This window comes from Paenibacillus sp. JT31N17 (assembly GCF_056269255.1).
Window position 1 is genome coordinate 1 of record NZ_JBWDNP010000004.1, and the last position, 15,617, is coordinate 15,617.

General features: G+C 51.3%; 15 protein-coding genes, 6 tRNA genes and 1 rRNA gene. All 22 read left to right on the forward strand.

Annotated features, from left to right (window positions below; genetic code table 11):
• Window positions 1–97, forward strand: a 23S ribosomal RNA gene (locus AC0YOB_RS15590); the annotation flags it as partial.
• A gap of 240 nt (window positions 98–337) precedes the next feature.
• Window positions 338–414, forward strand: a tRNA-Met gene (locus tag AC0YOB_RS15595).
• Window positions 415–424: 10 nt separating this feature from the next.
• A tRNA-Val gene (locus tag AC0YOB_RS15600) sits at window positions 425–500 on the forward strand.
• 15 nt (window positions 501–515) lie between these two features.
• Window positions 516–592: transfer RNA gene (locus AC0YOB_RS15605), tRNA-Asp, on the forward strand.
• Window positions 593–649: 57 nt separating this feature from the next.
• Window positions 650–725 (forward strand) — tRNA-Phe (locus AC0YOB_RS15610).
• 36 nt (window positions 726–761) lie between these two features.
• Window positions 762–847: transfer RNA gene (locus AC0YOB_RS15615), tRNA-Tyr, on the forward strand.
• A gap of 15 nt (window positions 848–862) precedes the next feature.
• Window positions 863–938: transfer RNA gene (locus tag AC0YOB_RS15620), tRNA-Lys, on the forward strand.
• Window positions 939–1,281: 343 nt separating this feature from the next.
• Window positions 1,282–2,424, forward strand: a complete 1,143-nt coding sequence (locus AC0YOB_RS15625) for a PucR family transcriptional regulator (RefSeq protein WP_475793575.1) — start codon at window positions 1,282–1,284, stop codon at window positions 2,422–2,424.
• 94 nt (window positions 2,425–2,518) lie between these two features.
• Window positions 2,519–3,640 (forward strand): ABC transporter ATP-binding protein, encoded by a 1,122-nt coding sequence (locus AC0YOB_RS15630; RefSeq protein WP_475793576.1) that lies wholly within the window; start codon window positions 2,519–2,521, stop codon window positions 3,638–3,640.
• A gap of 298 nt (window positions 3,641–3,938) precedes the next feature.
• On the forward strand, window positions 3,939–4,877 hold the full coding sequence (hprK, locus tag AC0YOB_RS15635) for an HPr(Ser) kinase/phosphatase (protein ID WP_210045099.1): 939 nt from the start codon (window positions 3,939–3,941) through the stop codon (window positions 4,875–4,877).
• Between the two features lie 18 nt (window positions 4,878–4,895).
• Window positions 4,896–5,954: a prolipoprotein diacylglyceryl transferase gene (gene lgt, locus AC0YOB_RS15640; protein ID WP_475793577.1), complete on the forward strand. Its 1,059-nt coding sequence runs from the start codon at window positions 4,896–4,898 to the stop codon at window positions 5,952–5,954.
• A gap of 9 nt (window positions 5,955–5,963) precedes the next feature.
• Complete coding sequence (gene ppaX / locus AC0YOB_RS15645) at window positions 5,964–6,623, forward strand: pyrophosphatase PpaX (RefSeq protein WP_475793578.1); 660 nt, start codon at window positions 5,964–5,966, stop codon at window positions 6,621–6,623.
• Between the two features lie 56 nt (window positions 6,624–6,679).
• Complete coding sequence (locus AC0YOB_RS15650; RefSeq protein WP_379113789.1) at window positions 6,680–7,114, forward strand: acyltransferase; 435 nt, start codon at window positions 6,680–6,682, stop codon at window positions 7,112–7,114.
• A 186-nt stretch (window positions 7,115–7,300) separates the two neighbouring features.
• The gene (locus AC0YOB_RS15655) at window positions 7,301–8,533 is read left to right on the forward strand and encodes an ATP phosphoribosyltransferase regulatory subunit (RefSeq protein WP_475793579.1); all 1,233 of its coding nucleotides are present in this window, start codon (window positions 7,301–7,303) and stop codon (window positions 8,531–8,533) included.
• An 83-nt stretch (window positions 8,534–8,616) separates the two neighbouring features.
• The gene (gene hisG, locus AC0YOB_RS15660) at window positions 8,617–9,231 is read left to right on the forward strand and encodes an ATP phosphoribosyltransferase (RefSeq protein WP_210045111.1); all 615 of its coding nucleotides are present in this window, start codon (window positions 8,617–8,619) and stop codon (window positions 9,229–9,231) included.
• 151 nt (window positions 9,232–9,382) lie between these two features.
• On the forward strand, window positions 9,383–10,669 hold the full coding sequence (gene hisD, locus AC0YOB_RS15665) for a histidinol dehydrogenase (RefSeq protein WP_475793580.1): 1,287 nt from the start codon (window positions 9,383–9,385) through the stop codon (window positions 10,667–10,669).
• Between the two features lie 80 nt (window positions 10,670–10,749).
• Complete coding sequence (gene hisB, locus AC0YOB_RS15670) at window positions 10,750–11,349, forward strand: imidazoleglycerol-phosphate dehydratase HisB (protein ID WP_475793581.1); 600 nt, start codon at window positions 10,750–10,752, stop codon at window positions 11,347–11,349.
• A complete protein-coding gene (gene hisH / locus AC0YOB_RS15675) occupies window positions 11,350–11,973 on the forward strand; it encodes an imidazole glycerol phosphate synthase subunit HisH (RefSeq protein ID WP_475793582.1) in 624 nt (207 codons plus the stop codon).
• Window positions 11,974–12,152: 179 nt separating this feature from the next.
• Window positions 12,153–12,911 carry an imidazole glycerol phosphate synthase subunit HisF gene (gene hisF, locus AC0YOB_RS15680; RefSeq protein WP_210045091.1) on the forward strand — a complete coding sequence of 253 codons (759 nt, stop codon included), beginning with the start codon at window positions 12,153–12,155 and terminating at the stop codon, window positions 12,909–12,911.
• Window positions 12,908–13,594, forward strand: coding sequence for a bifunctional phosphoribosyl-AMP cyclohydrolase/phosphoribosyl-ATP diphosphatase HisIE (gene hisIE, locus AC0YOB_RS15685; protein ID WP_475793583.1), 687 nt, complete (start codon window positions 12,908–12,910; stop codon window positions 13,592–13,594). Before hisF ends, hisIE begins: the two co-directional genes overlap by 4 nt.
• Window positions 13,595–13,651: 57 nt before the next feature.
• Window positions 13,652–14,458 (forward strand): histidinol-phosphatase HisJ, encoded by an 807-nt coding sequence (gene hisJ, locus AC0YOB_RS15690; RefSeq protein WP_475793584.1) that lies wholly within the window; start codon window positions 13,652–13,654, stop codon window positions 14,456–14,458.
• Window positions 14,459–14,647: 189 nt separating this feature from the next.
• Window positions 14,648–15,598 carry a ribose-phosphate diphosphokinase gene (locus tag AC0YOB_RS15695; protein ID WP_210045088.1) on the forward strand — a complete coding sequence of 317 codons (951 nt, stop codon included), beginning with the start codon at window positions 14,648–14,650 and terminating at the stop codon, window positions 15,596–15,598.
• Window positions 15,599–15,617 lie beyond the last annotated feature (19 nt).

Genomic DNA, 15,617 nt, shown 5'->3' on the forward strand with positions numbered 1-15,617 from the left:
GTAAGACCCCTGGTAGACGACCAGGTCGATAGGTTCGAGGTGGAAGCATCGCAAGATGTGCAGCTGACGAATACTAATCGGTCGAGGGCTTATCCTACACCGGAACAAGAGCAGTCTTGTTCCACCCGTCAGCCGAAGGGCTGGAGGGAATCAAGCCGCTAAACGTTTCGCAAACGTTCGTATCCAGTTTTCAGGGTGTAATGATGGATGATCAGCCGACAAGTGCGGCTCATTCCCATTTTTTACGCACACGACGATTATTCATTTGTCGAGTTCCTGACTTTGCAGGCTGGCCCCAGTCGTTGTAAAGGACAAGCAGTTTTGGGGCATTTTGTGTGGCGGTGTAGCTCAGCTGGCTAGAGCGTACGGTTCATACCCGTGAGGTCGTGGGTTCGACTCCCTCCGCCGCTACCACACCTATTATGGAGGCTTAGCTCAGCTGGGAGAGCATCTGCCTTACAAGCAGAGGGTCGGCGGTTCGATCCCGTCAGCCTCCACCATGAATGTCTACATACGGAGCTGTGGTGTAGTGGCCCAACATGCCTGCCTGTCACGCAGGAGACCGCGGGTTCGAATCCCGTCAGCTCCGCCATTCATCCCCATAATGTAAAGAGCTTATTTTTACTTTTAGGGAACCCAAAATAAACGTGGCTCGGTAGCTCAGTCGGTAGAGCAGAGGACTGAAAATCCTCGTGTCGGCGGTTCGATTCCGTCCCGAGCCACCATTTTTTCAAGGCAGACTTGCCTTTGTTTTATGACGTGGAGGGCTAGCGAAGTGGCTAAACGCGGCAGACTGTAAATCTGCTCTCTTACGAGTTCGGTGGTTCGAACCCATCGCCCTCCACCATTCCTTATTCTGCAAGAGCCATTAGCTCAGTTGGTAGAGCACCTGACTTTTAATCAGGGTGTCGAAGGTTCGAGTCCTTCATGGCTCACCATTTCTACACTTTTGATGATGACCAGCATATATCAGAATCCATGGACAAGATGTCCATGGATTTTTTTGTTAAGCGCCACCAGCTATGCATGAAGCTGAAATCCTTTGGGATGTATGATACAATGACGCAGAAGCAAGCTGTCTTATGTTTTGTCGTCCATAGTTGTTTGTAGCTTTGATGCAACTATATTCTGGATTTTCAAGAAGAAACGGCTGTCGCCGTCTTTTGGCTGCACAGCAGGTTTCTTCACTCAAAAATATAAGCAACGTATAGGCTGTAATCTATACTTTCTTATATTCTAAAAAAAGGACGCAGTGAGCGTTCTACGGATAGGGGCCAGCCGATGAGTGAAGCAAAATGGATCGAGCAGTTGCAAACGATACTCGATTGCCCGGTGCGCCAACTCCAGCTGCCTGTGCAGCAATGGAAAACGCATGTCGATGAAAGTGAAAGCGCTCTGAGTTTTTTTTGTTCAGCCGGTGCGGTTACTCCTGGAGATTATATGGTTGTTTCCAAAGGGCCTTTATGGTTTGCCCTTGGCAGTGATTCCGAGTATGTCGATTATATTGAAGTAGAACGCGCAAAGCTCTCGGATAAGGAAATGAAGCTGATTGGATGGACATTAACGCAGATTCGTTCCTCAAACGTGAAAAATTTCGAAGGCGTGACGGAGTCGGAGCGTTATGCGCGTGAGCTGGGTGCTTGGATTGTGGAGCAGCTGGAAACTAGCGAATCCCAGGTATCGATACCCGACAGGCTAATGGCAAGAGGCCGGTTGTTCTCCAATATGATACCTTTCCTTCTCGTGTCGGAACAGGTAGATGTCGGCAGGACAAGCTATGTTGATCTTGAGAAGCTGCTGCGTACGTTTTTGGCCGAGGATATGATGTTGATACCGTTAAAGGAACAGGAATGGCTGGTTCTGGGACCTATCTCGCTGATTCGCGATGCGCAGTCAGAGGAGCGTGACGAGGAAGCGGAGGAATCGGTCGAAGAAAGCTTGGAACCGATTGCATCCGGGCTGCATGAGATGCTGGCCAGCGAATGGCTGGGGGAATGTCACCTGGCGGTTGCACCGCCAATATCTCCGGCAAATTCGATAGTGGCCACGACCGCGCTGCTGCGTGAGACTGTTCATCTGGGCCGAGCGTTCCATGTGGGCTCGAATATTCATCTGCCATGGCTTCTGCATTTGGAAAGACTGCTGAATACAATTCCTGAGGCTCAGCGGGCCAAGTTTGTGGAACAGGCGCTGAAGCGGACCGATTTTTTTCTGGAGACGGAGATTTTGACAACGCTGGAAACGTTCTTCTCTCTGGACTGCAATGTCAGCGAAACGGCGAAAAAATTATATATTCATCGAAATACACTGCTTTACCGGTTGGACAAGCTGAAACAGGAAACAGAACTGGATGTGCGTTTGTTTCGGGATGCTGTATTGGTGAAAATCATATTACTATTGTACAAAGTGACGAAAAGAAAGTGACTTTTTTGTAAAGTATGTGCATAGTCATATAGCCTGTGCTGATATAAGATGTATATAGTAGTGATGAACAATATCCGTTTAGGGGGAAATACAAATGGCAGGTGTACGCTTAGAACATATTTACAAAAAATACGCTGGTACTGATCTTGCTTCGGTTAAGGACTTTAACCTTGACATTAAAGACAAGGAGTTTCTTGTTCTTGTTGGTCCGTCCGGTTGCGGTAAATCGACCACGCTTCGCATGATAGCTGGCCTGGAAGAGATTTCCGAAGGTAAATTGTTTATCGGCGAACGTCTTGTAAACGATGTCGCTCCTAAAGACCGCGATATCGCGATGGTATTCCAATCTTACGCTTTGTACCCACATATGAACGTATATCAAAACATGGCCTTCGGCCTTAAACTTCGTAAATTCAAAAAAGCGGATATTGAGAAACGTGTTCGTGAAGCCGCTAAAATTCTTGATATCGAACATCTGCTTGAGCGTAAACCAAAAGCATTGTCCGGTGGGCAACGTCAACGTGTCGCGCTCGGCCGTGCAATCGTTCGTGAACCGCAAGTCTTCTTGATGGATGAGCCGCTTTCCAACTTGGATGCTAAACTTCGTGGCCAAATGCGCGCGGAAATCAGCAAACTGGTTAAACGTCTTGAAACCACTTGCATCTATGTAACACATGACCAGATCGAAGCCATGACGATGGGTGACCGTATCGTTGTTATGAAAGACGGTATCATTCAGCAAGCGGATTCGCCAGAAGGCTTGTACAATAACCCTGTAAACCTGTTTGTGGCCGGTTTCATGGGAGCTCCTTCGATGAACTTCATCACAGGCGCACTGACAGAGCAAAACGGAGCCGTTCTTTTCAAAACAACGGGTGTTGATGTTGTCATCCCTGAAGGCAAAGCAAAATTGCTGCGCGACAAAAATTTCATTGGCAAAGATATCATTCTTGGTATTCGTCCGGAAGATATCCATGAAGAGCCTGTATTCCTGGAAGCATCGCCAAATTCCATCGTAAACGCTCATATCGAGGTTTCCGAGAACTTGGGTCATGAAATGTACCTGTACCTGAACGGTATTGGCAAAGACACCATTATCGCTCGTGTTGATGGCCGCTCAGGCTTGAAAGAAGGCATGAACGTGAAGCTTGCGCTTGATATGAACAAAGTTCATGTGTTTGATAAAGAAACTGAATTGAACCTGTTTGAAGTATAAGACAAGGCATTCAGTATTCGAACAACCGTCCTGTGAGGGGCGGTTGTTTTTTGTTTGTCTCCTGACTGCCCGCAATGCGCGACGGAAGCTGTGATTGAACGATGCCAGCAGCGGAATAGCCGGACTGGTCAAGGCCGATAACGGTCGGAAGTCCTGGTTTGGAATTGACGAAACAGCCTAAAATGTTTTGAAGATCATGGGAGACGTTGATTTCAGCGCTTATTTCCTATACGATGATTACATTGGAAATGTACATAGCAATTGCAGATGCAAGGGAAGCGATTAAGGAGGCCGGACAATGGCTAAAAAAGTTAAGGTGTCGGAGCTTGTCCAACAATTTCAGCTTGAAATTGTCAGTGGGGAAGATGGTCTGCGCCGCAGCATAACGGTCGATGATTTGTCGAGACCAGGCTTGGAGATGGCTGGTTATTTTCATTATTACCCTAAGGAACGGGTGCAAATTCTGGGTAAAACGGAGCTTGCGTTCATGGACACGCTCAGCAATGAAGAGCGGATGGACCGGATTGAGCGGCTTTGTGATGATGAGACGCCTTGTTTTATCATAACACGTGGCCTTGAAGCGCCGCTTGAACTCATTCAACAGTCAAATGCAAAACAAATTCCTGTACTGAGAAGTCATGTTGCGACCACCATTCTGATTGGCAGAATTACAAACTTCCTGGAACGCAAGCTTGCGCCATCAGCTACGATTCATGGTGTTCTGGTTGACGTATATGGAGTTGGCATACTGATCACCGGGGGCAGCGGCATTGGCAAAAGCGAAACAGCACTGGAACTGGTCAAGCGCAGCCATCGTCTTGTTGCGGATGATGCTGTGGAGATCAGACAGACATCGGATGGACAGCTCCACGGAAGTGCTCCTGAGCTGATCCGGTATTTGCTGGAGATTAGGGGACTCGGGATTATTAATGTGATGACCCTGTTCGGTGCCGGGGCGATTCGTACAATGAAGCGGATCAGTGTGGTCATTAAGCTGGAGAACTGGCAGCCAGACAAACAGTATGACCGTCTGGGCCTGGATGAAGAGACGACGCGCATTATCGATACCGATGTTCCGCTTGTAACCGTTCCGGTGAGGCCGGGGCGCAACTTGGCGGTTATTATCGAAGTGGCCGCGATGAACTTCAGGCTCAAGCGTATGGGCTATAACGCGGCGCTTCAGTTTACGAACAAGCTGACCGAAACCATTGCTGACGATTCGGATGATTTTGATTGATAAAAGGAGCCGTTGTGGATGTATGAATTGCTTTTAAATCCAATCGCTTTTTCATTGGGGCCGATTAGTGTTCATTGGTACGGTATTATTCTGGGCACGGCGGCGCTTGTTGGACTGCTGCTGGCTGTTCAGGAAGGAAAGAGATACGGGTTGTCGCCGGATTTCTTTATGGATCTGCTTTTACTCGGCGTTCCCTCTGCTATTATTGGGGCGCGGATTTATTTTGTCGCCTTCAAGTGGGACGAGTACAAGGACAATTTCCTGGACGTGTTTAAAATATGGAATGGCGGTATTGCCATCTATGGTGCCTTAATTGGAGCCATGATATGCGGTATCCTCTACTTCCGCTACAAGGGCTATAACCCTTGGCGGATTATGGATATTTGCGCCCCTTCTCTGATTGCCGGACAAATTATTGGCCGCTGGGGCAATTTTGTCAATCAGGAAGCCTACGGAGGACCTGTTGACGAGAGTTTGCTGCGCGACACGCTCCATCTTCCCGATTGGATCGTCAATCAAATGAATGTAGGCGGTGTTTTCCATCATCCGACCTTCCTGTACGAATCCTTATGGAACCTGATTGGGATTATTCTGCTGTTCGTGCTGCGCCGCCGCGCATTTATGCGGGCCGGTGAGATGCTCATGACGTATTTCATCTGGTATTCCATCGGGCGCTTCTTTATTGAAGGACTGAGAACAGACAGTTTGGCTTTTGACGGACCGGCTTGGCTTGTTTCAATTATGAATGGTTTGTGGTCACCGATGACCGTTGCGTTTGAGCCTGGCAATCTTGACGCCGCATATGGTGATGTCCGTATCTCCCAGCTGCTGGCTGTTTTGTTAATTATCGCTGCGATCGCGATCATTATCATCCGTCGTGTTACGGGAGCCGCATCCGAGCGGTATGCGGATCCTATTATCAACCGTCGTACGGGTCTGCCAGCGGGGGTAAAGCCCGGCGTTGATCCCGATGCAGAAGCAGCGGCTCCGGATATTGTTGAGCAAACGATAATTGAACCGCGTGAAGCCGACCGCAAAGATACACCGGAGCACAAGGATGAAGGCATAAAGGGGTAACGGCTGATCATGACTTTAAAAATACGAACCATTTTGTTTGACCTTGACGGAACTATTTTGGATACGAATGAATTGATTATTCATTCTTTTCTGCACGCGCTGCGTGATATCGTACCGCCGCAATTCGGAAGAGAGCATATCATTCCGAGTATGGGGCAGCCATTGCAGGACCAGATGCAGTTATTTTCAGGGCTGGAAGAGGTATCTCATCTTATTGCCGCTTACCGTGAGATCAATCTGAGGATGCATGACGAGTATGTGAAATCATTTCCAGGGGTAAACGAGGTATTGGCCAGGCTGCATGAAGCAGGAGTTCAGATCGGAATCGTCACAACCAAAATGAGGCTGACGACAGAACGCGGTCTGCGTTATACGGGCCTGTACGATTACATTCAGCCCCATGCGATTGTTACGATTGATGACGTGACGCATCCCAAGCCTCATCCAGAGCCTGTGCTCCTGGCAATGGAAGCTTTGGGCGCACAGCCGGAAACAACGATGATGGTCGGTGACAGTATTGTGGATATTCAATCTGCCGAAGCTGCCGGAGTCATCTCTGTTGGGGTTGCCTGGTCCCTCAAAGGCGAGGCCATGCTGATGGAAAGCGGGGCGCGTCACATCATTCATGATATGCGCGATCTCTACGCGCTCGTCGGATTGGAGCTGTAGTCGAATTGAGGAACGTGGAGCGCTATCCGGTTGAAGGGCCGAATGCCTTATGGCAAATGTATCATACAGTCAGCCGGTTCAAGGCTGTGCGTAATTTCATATGTATACAGATAACGCGATATTGTCCGTCTCTGCCCATGAAGAATTGGATCTACAGGCACATACTGGGTATGAAGGTCGGGCGCGATACGGCCTTTGCGCTTATGGTGATGGTTGATGTTTTTTTTCCGGAACGGATTAAAGTCGGAGATAATACGATTATCGGGTACAACACCACGATTTTGACGCATGAGTATCTGATCCGGGAATATCGACTGGGTGATGTGGTTATCGGCTCAGATGTCCTGATCGGCGCAAACACCACGATACTGCCAGGGGTGAGCATCGGAGATGGCGCTGTGGTGGCTGCAGGCTCGGTAGTGCATAAGAATGTAGCTGCAGGGGCTTTTGTAGGCGGCAATCCTTTAAGGGAAATTAAACCGTCGGAGTAAGAGTTATGGCATTCGAAAAGAACGGCCTTTCCAGTCTGAAGGTCGTTTTTTTGTTGGAGGAGTCGCCCATTCGAGTTCTTGACGAATGGAAATGAGCGTGATATCATTACGTCTAATCACTTTATTTTGGCAGTATGGTAACTTGGTAGCACGTTAATAAACTAAAGCGTATGTGGGTGAATATACATGTCCAAACCAAAAGGTTTTGAGAAGCCGATCGGGGTTAAAGATTACCTGCCGCATGCTGTATCCAGACTGCGGCAAATTGAAAACCAGGTGCTCGCCTGTATGAGTGCATGGGGCTATGAGCAGATCATGACGCCGACCATGGAATACTACGATACGGTGGGCGTGGCAAGCTCAACCTCGGATCAGAAGCTGTTCAAGCTGCTGAATAACCGGGGAACGACGCTTGTCCTGCGTTCCGATATGACGGCGCCGATCGCCAGGGTCGTTGCTTCCCTGCTTAAGGAATCCGAGTTTCCTATTCGTTTATCCTATCACTCGAATGTGTTCCGGGCAATCGAGGAAGAAGCGGGGCGCGAAGCTGAGTTTTTCCAAACTGGAGTGGAACTCGTAGGTGACGCATCGGCGGATGCCGATGCGGAAGTTGTGGCGCTTGCCATCGCTTCTCTAAAAGCGGCGGGGGTTGACCGGTTCAAGATCGCGATTGGTCATGTAGGCTTCCTGAACGGCTTGTTCGAGGAAACGCTCCAAGGGAGGGAAGAAGCCCAGGAAGAGCTGAAGGCCTGCCTGCTGGGGCGCGATTATGTCGGTTACCGTGATCGGCTGCACGCACTGTCGCTGGCAGAGCCTGTTCAAAAAGAGCTTGAAGGCATTCTGAGGCTGCGCGGCGGTCAGGAGATATGCGAACAGGCACTGCAGCTTGGCGCCAACGAGACAGCCCGGGCAGCGATTCATCATCTGCGTGAGATATGGGATGTGCTCGAGGCTTACGGTGTTTGCGAGCATGTGCTCATTGATTTAACGATGATCGGGGATTTTAAATATTATACCGGCATGACCTTCGAGGGCTATGCTGCTGATCTGGGTTCACCGGTAGCAAGCGGAGGCCGTTATGACAATCTGCTGCAGCAGTTCGGCAGACCTGCTCCGGCAACGGGATTTGCGCTGAAGACGACGCGCATTCTGGAGTTAATCGGTGACGGTACAGCGACAGGACCTGCAAAGCGGATATTAATCGGTTATGATGCGGCAGGAAGGCAGCAGGCGCTTCTGGAAGCCCAGCGTCTGCGTGAGGAAGGCTCGGCAGTGATTGTCACAGAGAAGATGGATCAGAACGCTCAGAAGGCTGCTGCTGCCGCAGCCGCTAATGCTGGGAGCAAGCAGGAGATCGTGTATAAGGGTATAACGTTCTCAAGGCTGTTGACATTTTTCGGAAGAGGGGGTCGCGCGTGATGAGCTTGCAGGATGGATTGTGGAATGGAGCATCGAGCCTGACCGAAGGAACCTCCTCTGGTGGAGAGCTGTTAAAGGTAGCCATGCCAAAGGGGCGTATATACAAGCAGGCGTCGAAGCTTTTCCGTGAGGCCGGTCTTCCCATTCCCAGCGATTTTGACGATACGAGGCGGCTGATTATCGAGATGCCGGAGGTGGGCATGTCTTTTATTATGGCCAAACCGGTTGATGTGCCGACTTATGTGGAATACGGTGTGGCGGACATCGGCATTGTAGGCAAGGATGTGCTGATGGAGGAAAACAAGGATGTTTATGAGCTGCTCGATCTGGGCATTGCCAAATGCCGCATGTCGGTTATCGGATTGCCGGATTGGAAGCCGGTTATTCATCCGCGTGTAGCCACGAAATATCCAAGTGTAGCCTCGCAGTATTTCCGCGAGCGCGGGCAGCAGGTCGAAGTGATCAAGCTGAACGGCTCCATCGAGCTGGCGCCGCTGATCGGTCTTGCCGACCGGATTGTCGATATGGTTGAGACCGGTCAGACACTGCGTGAGAACGGTCTTATCGAGATGGAAACGATCTTCGGCATTACAAGCCGGCTGATTGCCAATCGCGTCAGCTACCGAATGAAGAATGATGCGATCCAGAGCTTGTGCGACAAGCTGCAGCAGACGATTGCGGCCAAAGCGGAAGCTTGATGTAATCCTAACGATTGCCGTTCCCACAGAGCCGTTGGCTGGAGAATCCAGGCATTCGGATGAGTTCGGCATTGAAGTCAGCCTGCGGCAAGCAGGACTAAAGAGACGCTGCACAGTTTAGGTGACAGTATGATGAAGGGAGCGATGCGTCATGCGTATGCTGCGTGCGGAGCAGTATGGTTTAACCCGCGAGGTGGAGTACGGGACACCGGAGCAGAACGAGACTGTCCGGCAAATCGTGGAGGATGTCCGGACTGAGGGAGATGCGGCATTGCTGCGCTATACGGAAGAGCATGACCGTGTCAGGCTGGACGCGCAGTCGCTTCGTGTGACGGAAGCAGAAATTCATGCGGCGTACGACCTTGTGGACGAGGCATTCTTGACGGCCATTCGGCAAGCGGCCTTGAATATCCGTTCCTTCCATGAGAAGCAGGTGCGCCAATCGTGGATGGATGTGCAGCCCGATGGGACGATGCTGGGACAGCTCCTGCGTCCGTTGCGGCGGGTAGGGGTATATGTCCCAGGCGGGAAGGCAGCATATCCTTCCTCCGTGCTTATGAATGTCATACCCGCTCAGGTGGCTGGCGTACCGGAGATTGTGATGGTGACGCCCCCGGCAACGGGCGGCAAATCGGGCATCGATCCTTATATTCTGGTCGCGGCTGCCGAGGCTGGCGTCAAGGAAATGTACCGCGTCGGCGGGGCGCAGGCCATAGCCGCGCTTGCTTACGGAACGGCAAGTATCCAGCCTGTGGACAAAATATGCGGGCCAGGCAATATCTATGTGGCGCTGGCCAAGCGGGCCGTCTTCGGCGCTGTAGATATCGACAGCATCGCCGGACCCAGCGAGATCGTTGTATTGGCCGATGATACCGCCAGTCCGGCTTACGTGGCAGCCGATCTGCTCTCGCAGGCCGAGCATGATGAGATGGCTTCCGCCATTCTGGTCACGACCTCCCGGACACTGGCAGAGGCTGTTTCCGCAGAGGTTGAGCGCCAATTGGCAAGCCTGCCTCGGCAAAGCATTGCCCGCCAATCAATCGACAGCCACGGAGCGGTACTGCTTGCGGACTCTATCGCCGAAGCGATTGCGGTAATCAACCGGATGGCGCCGGAGCATTTGGAGATTATGGTGGCGGAGCCGATGGTGCTGCTTGGCCGCATCGAGAATGCCGGGGCGATTTTCCTTGGCCCCTACAGCTCTGAGCCGGTCGGTGATTATTTTGCGGGACCGAATCATATTCTGCCCACCAACGGGACGGCAAGATTCTCATCGCCTGTGAACGTAGACGATTTTGTCAAGAAGTCGAGCCTGATTTATTACAGTAAGGACGCGCTGCTGGCCAATGCGGATAACATTATGACGCTTGCGCGGCATGAAGGTCTGGAAGCGCACGCCAGAGCCATTGAGATCCGTCTGGAGCAGGAACGGGAATAAGCAGCTGTGGTATTAGGTATACAGGCAAGTAAAGCATCTATGTAATTATTATCCTCGAGAGCGAAAGAAGGGAATCTCTTATGGCGGATCATGTCATTCGCGCAGCCGATGTGGCGCGGAAAACAAACGAAACGGATATTAAGCTGGCGTTTGCTGTTGATGGCAGCGGACAGGCGAAGATCGAAACGGATGTGCCGTTTCTGAATCATATGCTGGATTTGTTCACGAAGCATGGCCACTTTGATTTGAATGTCGAGGCGCGCGGCGATGTCGATATTGATGATCATCATACAGTGGAGGACATCGGCATATGTCTTGGCCAAACCATTCAGGAAGCATTGGGCGATAAACGGGGCATCAAGCGTTACGCCTCTGTGTTCGTTCCTATGGACGAAGCGTTGGCGCAGGTGGTCATTGATCTGAGCAACCGTCCGCATTTTGAATATCGGGCTCAGTATCCATCCGCCCAGGTGGGGAGTTTTGAGGTGGAGCTGGTCCATGAGTTTCTGTGGAAGCTGGCGCTTGAAGCAAGGATGACCCTGCATGTTATTGTTCATTACGGCTTGAATACCCATCATATGATTGAAGCTGTTTTCAAGGCGCTCGGCCGTGCGCTTGATGAAGCAACAAGTATTGATCCACGGGTGCAAGGAGTCCCTTCAACGAAAGGGGTGCTGTAGATGATTGCTATCATCGATTACGGCATGGGCAATTTGCACAGCGTCAGCAAAGCGGTGGAGCGTCTTGGCTATGAGGCGCTGGTCACGGCGGACGTGAAAGAGATAATGGAGGCGGACGGTGCGATTTTGCCGGGTGTCGGGGCTTTTGGCGATGCCATGCAGAATTTGCAGAATACGAAGCTTGAGGATGTCGTCAAGTTCTATGCCGCTTCAGGCAAGCCTCTGCTAGGTATTTGCCTGGGCATGCAGCTCTTGTTCACCGAAAGCGAAGAATACGGCCAGCACCAAGGGCTCGGCTTGCTGCCTGGGAAGGTCGTCCGTTTTCAGGGGGACTATAAGGTTCCGCATATGGGCTGGAACAAGCTGACGTTTCATCGGGAGAGTCCGCTGCTCGGCGGGTTGGAGGAGGGACATGTCTACTTCGTGCATTCCTTCCATGTCAGACCGGAGCAGGCGGAGGATCTGCTTGCCACGACTGATTATCATCAGCCGGTGACCGCCATTGTGGGACGTGACAATGTGTACGGAATGCAGTTCCACCCGGAGAAGAGCAGCGATCTTGGCATGCAGCTGCTGGGTAATTTTCTCGCGTTGACTGCGTCCCGTCAGGTGGTCCGCCAGTAAACGGTTATAGATAGTTGGTGGAGCTGGCAGGCTTTTCAGGAGAGGAAGTTCGGGTGCTGAACTTTTTTGCCGGAGAGAAAAATAGCTTGCTGTCAAGAAGTGTAATTATAATGAATGCGAGCTTAATGATGGCTTAATCGGCGATAGTTCAAATCGGTACACATAAAGGGGGATGGCGTATGTTGGCTAAACGGATTATCCCCTGCTTGGACGTGAAGGATGGCAGGGTGGTTAAGGGGGTCAATTTCGTCAATTTGCGCGATGCCGGGGATCCTGTAGAGCTTGCGGCGACCTACGATAAAGAGGGGGCAGACGAGCTGATATTTCTCGATATCTCGGCCTCTTATGAAGGAAGAGCCACGATGGTGGAAGTGGTCAAGCGAACAGCCGGTGAAATTACCATTCCATTTACGGTTGGCGGCGGAATTGCCCATGTCGACGATATGAAACGTCTGCTTCGCGCAGGAGCTGATAAAATTGGCATTAATACCGCGGCTGTCAAAAACCCCGCCCTCGTCAAGGATGGGGCGCGTAAATTCGGTTCACAATGCATTGTTGTAGCGATTGATGCCAAATTCAACCCGGAATGGGGAGAATGGGAAGTCTATACGCATGGCGGACGAAATGCAACCGGGATGAAGGCTCTGGCCTGGGCGAAGGAGGTTGAGCTGCTCGGCGCGGGAGAAATTCTTCTGACGAGTATGGATGCGGACGGCACGAAGGATGGATTTGACCTCAAGCTGACGCAGGCCGTGTCAGATACGCTGGGCATTCCGATCATCGCCTCCGGGGGCGCAGGCCGGGTGGAGCATTTCTATGATGTGTTTGAGCAGGGACACGCCGATGCTGGGCTGGCGGCGACTATTTTTCATTACAAAGAGATGACGATCCGCGATGTGAAGGATGATTTGCGGCAAAAAGGAGTCGAAGTTCGATGAACAGCAGCAATAAGGGAATAGAGGCGGCAGCGGAACAAATCAAGTGGAATGATGACGGCCTGGTGCCGGCAATCATACAGGATGCCATCAGCAAGGAAGTGCTGATGATGGCCTACATGAACCGGGAATCGCTGGCAAAATCAGCGGAGTCGGGAGAAACCTGGTTCTGGAGCCGCTCACGCGGTGAGCTCTGGCACAAAGGGGCAACGAGCGGGCATACCCAGCGCATTGTCTCGATGCATTACGATTGTGACGGCGATACGCTTCTTGTCCGAGTGGAACAAAAAGGCGTGGCTTGCCATACCGGCCGTTATAGCTGCTTCTATAATGAAGTGGAGGGGATTTCCGGGACTGAGGCAAGCGAAGTGGAACCGACCGGTGACCGTTTTGCCATGCTGAACCAGCTGGAGGCCGTTATTGCTCAGCGTTACGCGGAGCGTCCGGAAGGTGCCTATACGACTTATCTGTTCGAGAAGGGCGTCGACAAGATTCTGAAGAAGGTCGGCGAGGAAACGGCGGAAGTGATCATCGCGGCCAAAAATAAAGATAACGACGAGCTGCGCTGTGAGACCAGCGATCTTATTTTTCACTTGATGGTGCTGCTGCGCGAACGCGGCATGCCGCTGGATGATGTAATGAGAGAGCTGGGGCACCGTCACAATAAATCGAAGCAATCCTCGTAACATTTTTCTGGCGGGCGGCTGCAGCATTCAAGACTGAAGAAGGCGGTGAACCTCTTTATGCGGATTGACTATCACACCCACCATGAAAGATGCGGACATGCCGTCGGTACGCTGGAGGAGTACGTGCGCAAGGGGATCGAGATCGGGCTGGACCAGCTTGGGCTTTCCGACCACATGCCGTTGATACACGTCGACCCGGCGACCTATCTGCCGGAGATGGCAATGCCGATGGATGAGCTGCCGCGTTATGTGGAGGAATGCTTCGAGCTGAAAGCCAAATATAAAGGTCAAATTGATCTTCGCATTGGCCTCGAAGGCGACTATATCGAAGGCTGGGAAGAACAGATTGAAGCCATCACGACTGCTTATCCATGGGATTATGTGATTGGCTCGGTCCACTTTCTGGGCACTTGGGATATTACCGACTTCCGCCAGACACAAGGCTGGGAAGGGCGTAACCGCCTTGCCGTATACGAACAGTATTATGACGCCATCGGCAAAGCCGCGGCCTCCAGGCTGTATGACTATATCGGGCATATCGATGTCATCAAGCGCTTCGGCTATCAGCCGGATAGCAGTGTCACTCATCTTGAGGATGCTGCTTTGGAGGCCGTGAAGCATTATGATGTTGCGATTGAGCTGAATGCATCTGGCCTTCGGACACCCGCGGCAGAGATGTTTCCGAGCCGCCGGATGCTTGAGCGGGCCCGCGATTTGGGGATCCCCATTACGCTTGGCTCCGATGCCCATCAGCCGGAGCGGCTTGGCCAATATTTGGACGATGCGCGAGCGATGCTGAAAGAGTGCGGGATTACGCAATTGGCGACCTTTGATGGCCGAAAACGACATATGATCCAAATATAAGAAATTAATATCTATACGGTCTGAGGGAAGAAACTAATCCGCCGCAACAAAACGGCGGGAAGTTTCTTCTTGTTTTTGAATTATTGCCGTTTCCATGTATAATGAAACTTGTCGAACTACAGAAACGTATGAATGAATGATGCATCAGGCAGATGCAAATTCAGTAGTTTAATCGCTCAGGAGGGTATCATGTTTAGCGACAAGCTGCGTATTTTCTCGGGTTCCTCGAACCCGAAGCTTACCGAACGGATCAGCGAGGAACTTGGTCTGCACCTCGGTAAAGTCAAATTGTCCCGTTTCAAAAGCGGCGAGATCTATGTCCATTATGAAGAAACGATCCGCAATTGCGACGTCTTCATCGTGCAGTCTTTTTCTCATCCTATCAATGATCATTTTGTCGAATTGCTTGTCATGATCGATGCTGCCAAACGCGCTTCCGCGCGAACCGTCAACATCATCGTGCCTTATTACGGTTATGCGCGCCAGGAGCGGAAAGCCGCACCGCGTGAACCGATTTCGGCCAAAATGCTTGCGGATGTTTTGACGACCGTCGGGGCCAATCGCGTTATCACCATCGATCTGCATGCGCCGGCCATCCAGGGCTTCTTCAATATCCCGGTTGACCATCTGACTGCGCTTGACCTGATCAGTGACTATCTGAAGGGCAAGGATATCAAGAATCCGGTTGTCGTATCGCCTGATGCCGGACGGGCCTCCACCGCTGAGAAGCTGGCCAATTATCTGGATTCGCCTTTTGCGATTATGATCAAGAAACGTCCCACGCATAATGAATCCATCATTACCCATGTTATCGGGGATGTTGAAGGCCAGACGCCGATTATTATTGAGGATTTGATTGATACCGGAACGACGATCGTCAATGTTGTGGAAAGCCTCAAGGAACGCGGTGCAGAAGATGTATACGTATGCGCTACGCATCCGTTGTTCTCCGGGCCTGCCCTCCAGAGATTAGATCATCCCAATATTAAAGAAGTCATCGTGACGGATTCCATCGCTCTGCCTGACAATCGCTCCGACCGGTTCACATTGCTGTCGGTTGCGCCAATGCTTGCAGAAGCAACCCGTATCATTACGCAGGGCGGCTCAATCAGCACCTTGTTCAAAAACGCGGGCGTGTAGCTTTTGGCAAACAGCGCTT

Bases quoted from the DNA above. Each gene is read 5' to 3' on its own strand.
- AC0YOB_RS15625 (WP_475793575.1), top strand. From the start codon at position 1,282: ATGAGTGAAGCAAAATGGATCGAGCAGTTGCAAACGATACTCGATTGC.
- AC0YOB_RS15630 (WP_475793576.1), top strand. From the start codon at position 2,519: ATGGCAGGTGTACGCTTAGAACATATTTACAAAAAATACGCTGGTACT.
- hprK (WP_210045099.1), top strand. From the start codon at position 3,939: ATGGCTAAAAAAGTTAAGGTGTCGGAGCTTGTCCAACAATTTCAGCTT.
- lgt (WP_475793577.1), top strand. From the start codon at position 4,896: ATGTATGAATTGCTTTTAAATCCAATCGCTTTTTCATTGGGGCCGATT.
- ppaX (WP_475793578.1), top strand. From the start codon at position 5,964: ATGACTTTAAAAATACGAACCATTTTGTTTGACCTTGACGGAACTATT.
- AC0YOB_RS15650 (WP_379113789.1), top strand. From the start codon at position 6,680: ATGTATCATACAGTCAGCCGGTTCAAGGCTGTGCGTAATTTCATATGT.
- AC0YOB_RS15655 (WP_475793579.1), top strand. From the start codon at position 7,301: ATGTCCAAACCAAAAGGTTTTGAGAAGCCGATCGGGGTTAAAGATTAC.
- hisG (WP_210045111.1), top strand. From the start codon at position 8,617: ATGCCAAAGGGGCGTATATACAAGCAGGCGTCGAAGCTTTTCCGTGAG.
- hisD (WP_475793580.1), top strand. From the start codon at position 9,383: ATGCGTATGCTGCGTGCGGAGCAGTATGGTTTAACCCGCGAGGTGGAG.
- hisB (WP_475793581.1), top strand. From the start codon at position 10,750: ATGGCGGATCATGTCATTCGCGCAGCCGATGTGGCGCGGAAAACAAAC.
- hisH (WP_475793582.1), top strand. From the start codon at position 11,350: ATGATTGCTATCATCGATTACGGCATGGGCAATTTGCACAGCGTCAGC.
- hisF (WP_210045091.1), top strand. From the start codon at position 12,153: ATGTTGGCTAAACGGATTATCCCCTGCTTGGACGTGAAGGATGGCAGG.
- hisIE (WP_475793583.1), top strand. From the start codon at position 12,908: ATGAACAGCAGCAATAAGGGAATAGAGGCGGCAGCGGAACAAATCAAG.
- hisJ (WP_475793584.1), top strand. From the start codon at position 13,652: ATGCGGATTGACTATCACACCCACCATGAAAGATGCGGACATGCCGTC.
- AC0YOB_RS15695 (WP_210045088.1), top strand. From the start codon at position 14,648: ATGTTTAGCGACAAGCTGCGTATTTTCTCGGGTTCCTCGAACCCGAAG.